Here is a 12,085-nt window from a genome sequence, read left to right on the forward strand (position 1 = left end):
ACGTATCGCGCGCAATCTAGCACATTTCCGAAAGGGAATGTCAGTTTAGAATGAATATGATCAAGGAATATAGGTAACGCGACGCGGCCGAACGGCCCTTGCCTCCGCCGGCCGAACAGGCTTGTCTTCCCGGCGACCGTTTCCGTCCAACAACACAACGCCAACGCGATAAACGCGGCGCCATGCCGGAGAAGCGAATGATCTACGAACTGCGCGTCTATTCCTGCCTGCCCGGTCGCATGCCGGCGCTGCAGAAACGCTTCCGCGAGCACACGCTCCGCCTGTGGGACCGACACGGCATCCGGCAGGCCGGCTTCTGGACGACGCTGATCGGCCCGGCCAACAACGACCTCACCTATCTGATCGCGTGGGAGAGCCTGGCCGACCGCGAGAGCCGCTGGAACGCCTTCATGGCCGACCCGGAATGGCAGGCAGCCCGCGCCGACAGCGAGAAGGACGGCCTGATCGTCGCCAATGTCGCGAGCTCGTTCCTGCAGCCGACCGATTTTTCCTCGGTCCGCTAGGCCAACGAAGCGACGCGACAGGGCTTCCGGACCGGCTGACCGGCCCGGAGGCCGCTAGGCGCTCAGATGCTCGACCAAAATCATGACGCCGAGTCCGATCAGGGCGATGCCGCCGGCGATTTCCGCATAACGGCCGAAGCGCTGGCCGACGAACCGGCCGGCGAGGATGCCGCCCGTCGACATGACGGTGGTGGCGAGACCGATCGCGATGGCGATGACGACGATGTTCACGTCGAGGAAGGCGAGCGAGACGCCGACGGCCATCGCGTCGAGGCTGGTGCCGATCGCGGTCGCGAGCAGCGTGCCGAAGCCGCCATGGCGCGCCGCGGCGACGGCGTCATCCGGTCGCCGGATGGCATGCAGCGCCATGCGGCCGCCGACGGCGGCGAGCAGGCCGAAGGCGATCCAGTGATCGACCGCCTGAACGAACTGGCTGGCGGCGATGCCGAGCAGCCAGCCGACCAGCGGCGTGATCGCCTCGACCACGCCGAAGACAATGCCGGTACGAAGCGCGGTGCCGAGATTCGGACGCGCGATGGCGGCGCCGCGGCCGACCGAGGCGATCAGCGCGTCGACGGACATGCCGACGGCCAGGATGAGAATGGCGAAGGGGGACACGATATCTCTCGGGGACGGGCCGGTCGCGTCCGATTCCCCGCCCTGTGAGGAACCTGCGACACGGTCTCGCCGAGACGCTTCTGCGTCCGGACGCGCCACGCGCGACTGCGCGAGTATGTTGACGCGACCCCGTCCAGGACGGTGGCTACTCCCCGATGGCCCGCCACTTAAGGGGTCGGCCCGCGAGTGTCAACCTTCGACTAAACGCTTGAATTGCTTCTGATAATCGCTCGCAACAGCAGGCTCACGGCAGCAGCAGGTTGACCCGCATGGTGAAGTCCATCGCCTCCATGGCGAGCAGCGCCGAGGCGGCGGCCCAGATCTTTCCGGGCAGACCCTTCAGCGTCGAAAGCCGCGACGGCGCCGGCTCGCCCTCGGCCCGGCAGGCTTCGAAATCGACCAGGAAGCGCAGCTTCGATCCACTCGCCGCCGCGTCGTCGCGCATGACGGAATAGCGGCCGCCCGGCTCGATCGCCATGACGGTCCCGACATTGTCCTGGCCCTCGACCCTGGGCCAGGCGACGCGGTCGCCAACGCGAAAACGCGGGCTGATGCCGTTTTCGGCCGCCCATCGTGCCTGCACCGCCTCGAGTTGCTCGTTCAGCAGCCGGCTGTAATCGTCAAGCGCGGCATAGACGGCCTCGTCGCAGCGCCAGGCCTCGTAGCGGGCGAGGTCGCGGCCGAGCTCGCGGCCATCCTTGGTGAAATCGCCATAGGTGGCGATGTCATGCGGCGCGTCCTTCAGCCGGTCGGCCCGGATCAGGCCCGCCTCATAAAGGCTCACGGCGAGATCGGTTGCGATCGCGAGCCGATCCTCGGCCGACAGGGTCGTCGGCCGCGCTGGTCCAGTCCGTGTGCCGCGCATCGGTCAGCGTTCCTCTCCCAGGCTTGCGGCAGAACGAGGCCGCGTCGAAGACTGTTCCTCATATGGACGGGCGCCCGCCCGTTTGAAACCCCTCGGCACGGATCCGTTCCCGCGCCATCGCCCTGTCGAAGCGAGCCGGGGAAATCGGCTTTTTGATTCAAGGTGTTGCCCACGGGTCATCGACGGACGAAAGCGGCGGATGGCACAAGCCGCGCCGTCAACAATGCCAAGGGGGCACGAGATGAAGAAGACCTACGAAAAGCCGAGCTTCGACAAGGGCGCTCTGCTGCAGCGCGTCGCCGCGACCATGCCGACCAGCGGCCAGCCCGACTAAGCGACATCCGGCCTGCCGGCGGATGGCCTGCCGGCGGGCCAACCTGAGGCGCCTCTGGCATGGCGCGCCACCGTTGAAGGCCCTAGCCTAGGGATCCGCCCCGGCCCGGTCCGACGGATTCGTCCGGCAGGAAGCGACCACGGGACCACCCTGCGCAACACAGCCAGAGAGACGAAGATGAGCACCCCCGACGACCTGCCGGCACCGATTCCGGCTCCCCTGCTCGTCTCGACCGACTGGCTGAAGCGGCATCTCGGCTCACCCGATCTTCGCATCCTCGATTCGACTACCCGTCTCGTCGCCGACGAACGGCCGAAGGGCGATCTGGAAGGCTTCGAGGCCGGCCATGTTCCGGGCGCGCAGTTCCTCGACCTGCAGCGCGACCTTTCCGACATCGATTCCGCGCTGCTGTTCATGGCTCCGAGCGAAGCCGAATTCGCGGCGGCGATCACCCGACTCGGCATCGGCGGCTCTTCCCACGTCGTCGTCTACAGCCGGGGCAATCCCTGGTGGGCGACGCGGGTCTGGTGGGTGTTCCGCCTCTTCGGCCTCGACAACGTCTCGGTCCTCGACGGCGGCTGGAAGGGTTGGATCGAGGCGCGGGGTCCGGTGGAGACCGGCCCGGCGCGGCCGGTGGCGGCCGTTCCGGCGCCGCCTCTGGCACGACGCCCGCTTGTGGCGACACGCGAAGCCGTCCTCGCCGCGATCGGCGATCCGCAACAGAGCATTGTCAACGCGCTGCCGCGCTCGAGCTTCTCCGGCGCGTCGGCGCCCTCGAAGGGGCGCGCCGGACGGATCGCCGGCAGCGTCAACCTCCCGGCCGGCGAACTGGTCGACGCGGAATCTGGCTGCTTCCTGCCTGTCGCTGCCCTGGCCGAGCGGCTGAAATCGGTCGGTCTCGACGAAGGCCGGGCCGGCATCGCCTATTGCGGCGGCGGCATCGCGGGGTCGGCCATCGCCTTCGCCGCCGCGCTCGCCGACAAGCCGGAACCGCGCCTCTATGACGCCTCGCTGCAGGAATGGGCGACGGACGATTCGCTGCCGATGGAGGCCGGCTAGGCGCGGCGTCGTCTCGAAATGATATTCCGCCCTTCTTGGCAAGGGCAGAATAGGATATACCTTTCGCCTGACATTTCAGAGCGTTACGGCGTTACCGCCGCCCGCCGAACTCCCTAAGCTGATCTCGATTTCCTCCGAGGGGCCTGCGCCGAGGCGCGGTTCCCGACGATTCCACGCGCCAGCCGAGACCGTTCGGCGGCCTGCTCGAGATCCAGAACCATGACTTCCCAGATCTGGCCCGCCCCCGCCATCACGTCGAACCTCGCCGCCGTGCGCGCGACGTCGCCGCTGGTCTTCGGCCTCACCAACTATATCGCCGCCCCCCTGAGCGCGAACGTGCTGCTCGCCGTCGGCGCCTCGCCGGCCATCGGCGGCATCCCCTCGGCGGCCGAGCACTTTGCCGGCATCGCGCAAGGCGTCTGGATCAACCTGGCCTCGCTGGTCGCCGACGATCCCGGCATCCTGATCGGCGTGGCAAAGGCAGCCTCGGCCCGACAGACGCCCTGGGTGCTCGACCCGGTGACGGTCGGCGCCGGCGCGACGGCGAACGACCGCCTCGCGGCCGAGCTGGTGGAGCTTCGCCCCGGCGTCGTGCGAGGCAATGCCAGCGAGGTGATCGCGCTTGCCGGCGGCACGGGCGGCACCAAGGGCGTTGATTCGACCGCCAGCGCAGAAGAAGCCATCCCCTTCGCGCAAAGTCTCGCCCGCAAGACGGGCGGCGTGGTCGCCGTCAGTGGCCCGACCGACTACATCACCGATGGCGAGGCCGTCGTCGCGGTGCCGGGCGGGCATGTCAACCTGACCCGCGTCACCGGCACCGGCTGCAGCCTCGGCGCGCTGGTGGCGGCGTTTGCCGGAGTCGTGCCGGACCGGCTGCAGGCGGCGGTTTCCGCCCATGCGGTTCTGGCCGTGGCGGCCGAACGGGCCGCCGCGATCGCGCCGGGGACCGGCTCCTTCTCGGTCGCCCTGCTCGACCAGCTGTCGCTGCTCGACGCTGCGGCCTGAGGCAATTCCGATCTGATGAGCGCCGAGACCGAGACATTGCCGCAGACCCGGATTACCGCGACACCGCCGGGACCGGGCGCGCAATCCACCGCACGCGGAGTGCTGCTGCCCTGGCTCAGCCCGGTCGCGATACTTTTGCTCTGGTGGGGTGTCTCGGCGACGGGTCTTGTCGGGCCGAAGGCGCTGCCCTCTCCGGTCGAGGTCGTGGCGGCCGGCTGGGAGCTGACGCTGAACGGCCGGCTGCCGCAGGCGCTGGTCGCCAGCCTCGCCCGCGTGCTGGCCGGCACCATCCTCGGCGTTGCCCTCGGCCTCGCGGCCGGCTTGTTGGCGGGCTATTACCGGGCCGGACAGATCGTCGTCGACAAGCCGCTGCAGATGCTGCGCGCCGTGCCGTTCAACGCGCTGGTGCCGCTCTTCATCGTCGCCTTCGGCATCGGCGAATGGATGAAGGTGTCGCTGATCGCCGTCGGCGTGCTGGTGCCGATCTATCTGAACACCTTCGCCGGCGTCCGCAATGTCGACAGCAAGCTGGTCGAGGTGGGGCTGGTCTACCGGGTGCCGCGCCGGCTGATCGCCTACAGGATCCTCTTCCTCGGCGCGCTGCCTTCGATCCTGACCGGCCTGCGCTTTTCGCTCGCCATCGCCTGGATCGCGCTCGTCACCAGCGAGACGGTCAATGCCAATGCCGGCATCGGCTACATCCTGGCGCAGGCGCAGCGCTTCGTGCGCACCGACCAGGTCTTCCTCTGCATTGTCATCTACGCGCTGCTCGGCATCCTCACCGACTATCTCGTGCGCCTTCTCGAAGCCCGGCTGCTCGCCTGGCGCAAGACCTATGACGGACGCTGACCGCGAGCCGTCGACAGCCCATTCCTCACCTGAATTTTCAAGGACGACATGATGTCTGCAATGCACTCCAGCCTCCGCCGGACGGCCGTGGCGGCCTCGCTCGGCTTCCTCATTTCCAGCGGCGCGGCGCTCGCCGAGGACGCGGTGACCTTCCGCGCGGCCTATCTGCCGACAGCGAATTACCTGACCACCGTCCGCACCACCGGCATCCTGGAAAAGGAGCTCGCCAAGGTCGGCGCCAAGGTCGAGTTCATCGGCCCGCTCGATCCGTTCTCGGCCTACAACACCGTGACCTCCGGCAGCGCCGACGCCTCGTCGACGGGCACCGGCTATTTCGTCAACCTCTCGGCCCAGAAGAGCGACTGGGTCGCCTTCGCGCTTGAGAAGTATTCCGGCAATAGCCAGGGCATCGTCGCGGCGCCCGGCTCGGGCGTGACTGCGCTCAAGGACCTCTACGGCAAGAAGGTCGGCATCGACGGCGAGGGCGCGACGGGCGACTACATCCTCAACCTCGCCTTCAAGGAAGCCGGCCTCGACGTCTCGAAGGTCGAGAAGGTGACGCTGGACACATCGAGCTTCGCCTCCGCCTTCGCCAGCGGCCAGGTGGCGGCAATCGCGAGCTATGACCAGAACCTCGCCAACGCCATCGCCACGGAAGGCGCCAAGGTGCTGGTGACGGCCGACCAGTTGCCGACCGCCAACTGGTCGATCCATATCGTCAGCCGGGAATTCGCCGAGAAGCACCGTGAGGCGCTGAAGGCAGTCTATGACGGCCTTGTCGAGGAAGCGGCCCGCGCCCAGGCCAACCCGGCCCTGATCCCCGACGCCTATCGCGAATTCGGGGCCTCGGAAGGCCTCGCCAAGGTGGTCGCCGGCTTCGACACGCCGAAGATCCTGCCGCTCGACGTCACCGCCGTCGCTGACCTGAACCGCCTCGGCGCGCAATATGTCGAGTTCGGCTTCATCGAAAAGGCGCCCGATATCGCCGACTACGTCGTCGACCTGTCGAAGTAGTCGGTTTGTCGAAAGCCCCTGCCGTGCCCGACATCAGGCTTGAGCGCATCTCCAAGCGCTTCGACGATGCACCCGTTCTCGATCGCATCGACCTCGTCATCCCGGCGGGCGAGTTCATCGCCATCGTCGGCCGCTCCGGCTCGGGCAAATCGACCCTGCTGCGCATCATCGCCGGACTGGAGCAGGCCACTTCCGGCCGGCTCCAGTCGACCGACCGGCTCGCCGTCGCCTTCCAGGAGGCGCGGCTGATGCCTTGGCTGAAGGTATCGGAAAATGTCGGCTTCGGACTGCCGGCGAAGGACCAGGCGCGCATCGTCACCGACGCGCTCGTCGAGGTCGGCCTCGCCGGCAAGGCCAATGCCTGGCCGCTGACGCTTTCCGGCGGCCAGGCCCAGCGCGTCTCGCTGGCGCGCGCGCTCGTCCGCCAGCCCGAGGTGCTGCTGCTCGACGAGCCTTTCGGCGCGCTCGACGCGCTGACGAAGCTCGAAATGCAGAACCTGGTCGGCACGCTGTGGCGGACGCATGGCTGGACCGTCGTCATGGTCACGCATGACGTCGCCGAAGCGGTGCGGCTCGCCGACCGCGTCATCGTGCTCGACGGCGGCCGGATCTCCGAGACCGTCGCCATCCCGGGCCGCGGGCCGCGCAGCCCCGAGGACGGCCATCTCGCCCCGCTCGAAGCCCGGTTGCTGCGCCATCTCGGCGTACCGCTGCCGGCCGGCGATGCCGCACCGCAGCCGGCGCATCCCTAACGGCCTCGGCCACCACCATCGGAACCATCATGCCCCGCACCCGCCCCGGACAGATCCATCTCGCCGCCTTCATGAACGCCGGCCCAGGCGGCGTCGGCTCGTGGCGCCATCCGGACGCGGAATCCGGCTGGTTCTCGCCGGCCTTCTACCAGAAGGTCGGCCGCATCCTCGAAGCGGCGCGGTTCGACTTCGTCTTCTTCGCCGACAGCCTCGGCATCCCGAGAAGCTTCGGCAACAGCATCGAGAACCACGTGCATTACGGCGTCGGCACGCCGAGGCTGGACCCGATCCCGGTCATCGCGCAGATCGCCGCGGTCACAAAGCACCTCGGCGTCGGCGCGACGCTCTCGACCGGCTATCAGCAGCCCTTCAACGCGGCGCGCACCTTCTCCTCGCTCGACCACCTGACCGACGGCCGCGCCGGCTGGAATGTCGTCACCTCGTTCCAGGACGCGGAAGCGCTCAATTTCGGCAACGAGAAGCTGCCCGGCCGAACCGAGCGCTACCAGCGCGCCGACGAGTTCCTCGAGGTCACGGCCAGGCTCTGGGATAGCTGGCAGGATGGCGCGCTCAAGCTCGACAAGGCGAGCGGCGACTTCGCCGATCCGGCCAAGGTCGCCTCGATCGACCACCAGGGTCGGCATTTCCAGGTCCAGGGCCCGCTCAGCCTGCCGCGCGCGCCGCAGGGGTACCCGGTCATCATCCAGGCCGGTTCGTCGCCGGACGGCCGCGACTTCGCGGCGCGCTGGGCCGACGTGATCTTCTGCAGCCATGCCTCGATCGATTCCGCCATCGCCTTCTATGCCGACGTGAAGTCGCTGGCGGCGAAACATGGCCGCGATCCCGATCACGTCAAGATCCTGCCGGCGGTGACGCCCATCGTCGGCGCCAGCGAGGAAGAGGCCGAGGCGCGGAAGCGGGAATTCGAGGAACTGGTGCCGGCGGAAGCCGGCCTCGCCCGCCTGTCCTATCACATCGACGTCGACCTCTCGCAGTTCGACCTCGACGAGCCGCTGCCGCCGCTCGACGTCAAGGGCGTCTATGGCCACTACCGCGAGGTGCTGGAGGTCGCGGCGCGCGAGAACCTCACCGTCCGGCAACTCGGGAAATGGTATGGCGCACGCACCGAGGGCGATCTCGTCGGCACGCCGGCACTGATCGCCGACCGGATGGAGGAATGGTTCGACCGCCACGCGGCGGACGGTTTCATGGTCGTGCCCACGCATGTGCCGACGGCCTTCGAACAATTCGCCGAGCATGTCGTGCCGGAACTGCAGCGGCGCGGCCTGTTCCGCGAGCACTACGAGGGCGCGACGCTGCGCGAAAACCTCGGCGTGCCGCGGCCCGCGGCCGGCGAATGGAAATCCCGCCTGCGCTAGGCCGGCGAGGAGCGGCGCGCGCGAGCGAAATCCGGCCAAGTTCGACACCGCCAGAAAGCAGGACACGCTCCTCTGGGAGCACCCAGAACAATCTAGCCGAGACGGAACCAAACAGCGCTCGGGCCGTTTATCCCGCATCCATTCAACAAGGAGGATGTCATGGGACGCGGTATCTTGCTCTGGCTGCTCGGTGTTCCTATTCCGATTATCATCCTTCTCGCCATCTTCTTCCGATAGGAGGATGAAATGGCACTTGTCGAAGTAGAAGCGGCGACTTCAACAGCCGAATCGCCCCGCTCGGCGGTTTCGTGGAGCGCGATCTTCGCCGGCGCGGCTGCCGCGGTCGCGGTCACCATCATCCTGACGCTACTCGGCTCCGGCCTCGGGCTCGCCGCCGTCTCCCCCTGGTCCGGGCATGGCGCGTCGATCGCCACGGTGGCGATCTCGGCGATCATCTGGCTTGTGGTAACGCAATGGGTCGCCTCTGGCGTCGCCGGCTATCTCGCGGGGCGGCTGCGCACCAGATGGGTCGGTGTCCATACCGACGAGGTCTTCTTCCGCGATACCGCCCATGGCTTCATCGTCTGGTGCATCGCGACCGTCTTCGTCGTCGCCCTGCTGACCTCGGCGATCGGCGCCGCGATCTCGCACGGCGTGCAGTCGACGACGGCGCTGGTTTCCGGCGCGGCCCAGGGAGCGGCGCAGGGCGCGACGGCCTCCGCCGACGGCGCCGGCGATCCGAGCGGCTACTTCATCGACCTGATGTTCCGCCCGGCAGCCCAGGCGGGCTCGGCGCCTTCCGCGCAGGGCGACAATGGCGCGATGCGCGCAGAGGTGACGCGAATCCTGCTGCAGGATGCGGCGAGCGGCGAATTCCCGGCCGGCGACAAGGCCTATCTGGCCCAACTGGTCGCGAGCCGCACCGGCCTGACGCAGGCCGACGCCGAAAAGCGCGTCACCGACGTGCTGGCCCAGATCCAGGCGGCGAAGGACAAGGCCAAGGAGGCCGCCGACGCGGCGCGCAAGGCCGGCCTGACCACCACGCTCCTGACCGTCGTCGCCATGCTCGTGGGCGCCTTCATCGCCTCGGTCGCCGCCGCCTACGCCGGCAGCCGCCGCGACGACGATGCGGCAGTCCTCCACCGCTGACCGACGCATCCCGAAGCTCCATCGAAACTCAGGCCGCCCGGCTTCCGGGCGGCCTGAGTTTTTCCATGTCTGCCCTCGACACCACAGAACCGAAACGATTCGGCATTGACAGCGTTTTCCCACGCCGATACGTTTTCGGCCTGAAGCGCTTCATCGTGGGGAGGACGATGTGGCGACGAGCATGAGCGACGCCGGCCGCTGTAGATCGCGCCCTCGGGTGGTCCGCAAGATGGCGTTGACTGGCCTATAAATCAGCCATTTTTGCCTTTTCTCCGCGCGATCCGGGTCGGCTCCACGACGGCCGACGACGCGCGCGGCACGCCTCAGGCAAGACGAACCGAAGCCGGTAAAGTCGCGAGGCTCAATCGCCCGGTTCTTACCATACCGTTTCGGTAACGCCCACCCAGACACGCCTCCCGACGGACCGTCCGCAGATCGTCGCCGACAACCGGCGACACCGCATATCTCGCATCGCCGGCTGTTACGGACAGGCCGGCCCCTCTCGACCCGGAGACCGCAAGTGGAAATCGCATACCAGCTGTACACCTCCCGGAAAGCCCTCCCGCTGACGGGCCAGCTCCCGTTCCTGAAGCGTGTCGGCTACGACCATATCGAGCTGTGGCCCGGCGCCTATCAGGACGCCCCCAGGGGCTTCCGTCGCGCCCTCGACGACGCCGGCCTCGACGCACCGAGCGTCTTCATCGCCGACCCCACCGAGGCAGACGACCTGCCGGCATGGATCGAGGCGGCACAGGTCCTGGGCGGCAGGACCATCGTCCGGCCCGGACTCATGCCGGAGCGCCGCCCCACCGGAGTGGATGGATGGAAGCGGCTCGCCGAACGACTCTCGAAGGAGGCCGAGATCGCCTGGTCCGCAGGCCTGAACTTCGCCTGGCACAACCATGACTTCGAGTTCCAGCCGCTTGCCGACGGAGCGCGGCCGATCGACATTCTCGTCGAGCATTCCGACCCGCTTGTACGCCTCGAACTTGATTGCGGCTGGGTGTTCCAGGCCGGCAGCGACATCGAGACCGAGTTGAGGCGCTTCGCCGACCGCATCATCGCCATCCACGCCAAGGACGCGGCGCCGCTCGGCACGGTCGAAGAAGACGGCTGGCTGGCGCATGGCGACGGCGTCATCGACTGGCTAGCGCTGCTGCCCGCGATCAGGGCGACCAACGCCACGCTTGTCGTGGTCGAACATGACGAGCCGGCCGACTGGGAATATGTCGCCAGGCGGTCCTACGAAAGCCTCGCGCAACTCTTCGACGGCAAGGACGACCGCTGACGCTGTATATCGGGCCGATATCGGCCCGAGACCTTTACCCCCTCGGGGGAGCGCAACTGCGTCCGGCGATGAACTTCGGTACGAAGATCTTTTCGCGCGGCTTGATCGGCTCGCTGCCACGATGATGGATACGGTCGAGCAGGAACATCGTCGCCGCCTGCGCGATTTCCGCGATCGGCTGCACCACGACGGTGAGCTGCGGACAGATGACGCTGGCCCAGGGCACACTGTCGATCGTCGCGAGCGAAATGTCGTCGGGACAATTGAAGCGAAGATCGTTGATCGCCTGAAGCGCACCGAGCGCCATCAGGCTGTTCGCCGCCACGATCGCGGTCGGGCGGTCCGGGCGGGTCAGTAGCCGCATCGTCTGGTCATAGGCGACGTCGCCGCTGTACTGACCGTCGACGATCAAGGCGTCATCGGGCTCGATCCCGCTGGCGAGGAGAGTTGCGCGGAATCCCTTCTCCCGCTGTCCGGACGTCCACAACCCGGCGGTTCCGGCGATGTGAGCGATCCGGCGATGGCCGAGGCGCAGTAGATGCTGGGTCAGCATCGCGGTCGCGAGCTCGTTGTCGATGCCGACGAAATCGGTATTGAGCGCCTCGATCTTGTGATCGATGGCGACCAGCGGCGTCTTCAGCGTTGCCAGGAACTGCAGGTGGTCGCCGGCCGGCAGATGGGGCGAGATGATGATGCCACCGACACGCTGGCCGGTGAGGGCATCGATGATCGCCCGCTCACGCAGAGGATCCGTCTTCGTCTCCGACAGGGTGACGAGATGATGATGCTCGAGCGCCGTCTCCTCGATGGCCGCCATCAGGTCGCCGAACCACGGATTCTGCATCGAGCCGATGACGACGCCGATCAGCCGGGAACGCCCGGCCTTGAGGCTCTGCGCGACCGGATTGGGCGAATAGCCCACTGCCTCGGCCGCCTCGGTGATCCGTCGCAAAGTCTCCGGCGTGACCTGCGAGCCGTCGCGAAGGGCGACCGAGACCGTCGAAATGGAAACTTTGGCCATCTTGGCCACGTCTCGAATGGTCGCCATCTACCGAACCGTTTCTTCAGAATTCATTCCCATGAGGATAACCACCGCGATCGGCCACTGCAACCCGGACCGAGCGACTGAATGCAAGCCGAATGCCCCCAGTCGATCCTGCGTCCGGCGCTCGATCGGCCCTTGACTCGATCGAGCGGAGCATGGAATACCGAAACGGTTCGGTGATTTGGGAGAAGGACCGCCGGGCAT

At 67.5% G+C, this 12,085-nt stretch carries 12 protein-coding genes and 1 riboswitch; of the genes, 9 read left to right on the forward strand and 3 right to left on the reverse strand.

The features are described 5' to 3' along the window. Positions 1-197: 197 nt before the first annotated feature. Positions 198-524, forward strand: a complete 327-nt coding sequence (locus WFK98_RS26030) for an NIPSNAP family protein (RefSeq protein WP_266340484.1) — start codon at positions 198-200, stop codon at positions 522-524. A gap of 54 nt (positions 525-578) precedes the next feature. On the opposite strand, the gene WFK98_RS26035 is transcribed toward WFK98_RS26030, so the two are convergent. Further along, on the reverse strand, positions 579-1,142 hold the full coding sequence (locus WFK98_RS26035) for a manganese efflux pump MntP family protein (RefSeq protein WP_266340483.1): 564 nt from the start codon (positions 1,140-1,142) through the stop codon (positions 579-581). Between the two features lie 71 nt (positions 1,143-1,213). Then, a riboswitch (yybP-ykoY riboswitch) is annotated at positions 1,214-1,317 on the reverse strand. 69 nt (positions 1,318-1,386) lie between these two features. Continuing rightward, entirely contained in the window at positions 1,387-2,007 is a 621-nt protein-coding gene (locus tag WFK98_RS26040) for a hypothetical protein (protein WP_336802339.1), read from the reverse strand. A gap of 511 nt (positions 2,008-2,518) precedes the next feature. Between WFK98_RS26040 and WFK98_RS26045 the strand changes: the two genes are divergently transcribed. The 8 genes from WFK98_RS26045 (at position 2,519) to WFK98_RS26080 (ending at position 10,836) form a co-directional block, all read left to right on the forward strand. After that, the gene (locus WFK98_RS26045; protein WP_336802340.1) at positions 2,519-3,400 is read left to right on the forward strand and encodes a sulfurtransferase; all 882 of its coding nucleotides are present in this window, start codon (positions 2,519-2,521) and stop codon (positions 3,398-3,400) included. Positions 3,401-3,619: 219 nt separating this feature from the next. Then, positions 3,620-4,405: a hydroxyethylthiazole kinase gene (thiM, locus tag WFK98_RS26050; RefSeq protein WP_336802341.1), complete on the forward strand. Its 786-nt coding sequence runs from the start codon at positions 3,620-3,622 to the stop codon at positions 4,403-4,405. 15 nt (positions 4,406-4,420) lie between these two features. Beyond that, the gene (locus WFK98_RS26055; RefSeq protein ID WP_336802342.1) at positions 4,421-5,254 is read left to right on the forward strand and encodes an ABC transporter permease; all 834 of its coding nucleotides are present in this window, start codon (positions 4,421-4,423) and stop codon (positions 5,252-5,254) included. A gap of 60 nt (positions 5,255-5,314) precedes the next feature. Continuing rightward, positions 5,315-6,268, forward strand: coding sequence for an ABC transporter substrate-binding protein (locus WFK98_RS26060; RefSeq protein ID WP_336802343.1), 954 nt, complete (start codon positions 5,315-5,317; stop codon positions 6,266-6,268). Positions 6,269-6,291: 23 nt separating this feature from the next. Further along, a complete protein-coding gene (locus WFK98_RS26065; RefSeq protein WP_336802344.1) occupies positions 6,292-7,020 on the forward strand; it encodes an ABC transporter ATP-binding protein in 729 nt (242 codons plus the stop codon). 29 nt (positions 7,021-7,049) lie between these two features. Next, positions 7,050-8,399 carry an LLM class flavin-dependent oxidoreductase gene (locus WFK98_RS26070; protein ID WP_336802345.1) on the forward strand — a complete coding sequence of 450 codons (1,350 nt, stop codon included), beginning with the start codon at positions 7,050-7,052 and terminating at the stop codon, positions 8,397-8,399. A gap of 246 nt (positions 8,400-8,645) precedes the next feature. Then, complete coding sequence (locus tag WFK98_RS26075; RefSeq protein ID WP_336802346.1) at positions 8,646-9,548, forward strand: hypothetical protein; 903 nt, start codon at positions 8,646-8,648, stop codon at positions 9,546-9,548. Between the two features lie 520 nt (positions 9,549-10,068). Beyond that, entirely contained in the window at positions 10,069-10,836 is a 768-nt protein-coding gene (locus WFK98_RS26080) for a sugar phosphate isomerase/epimerase family protein (protein ID WP_336802347.1), read from the forward strand. Between the two features lie 34 nt (positions 10,837-10,870). Here WFK98_RS26080 and WFK98_RS26085 read toward each other — a convergent pair whose 3' ends face one another. Beyond that, entirely contained in the window at positions 10,871-11,884 is a 1,014-nt protein-coding gene (locus WFK98_RS26085; RefSeq protein WP_266340473.1) for a LacI family DNA-binding transcriptional regulator, read from the reverse strand. Positions 11,885-12,085: the final 201 nt, after the last annotated feature.

Source organism: Kaistia sp. MMO-174 (assembly GCF_037147815.1).
Lineage (GTDB): Bacteria > Pseudomonadota > Alphaproteobacteria > Rhizobiales > Kaistiaceae > Kaistia > Kaistia nematophila.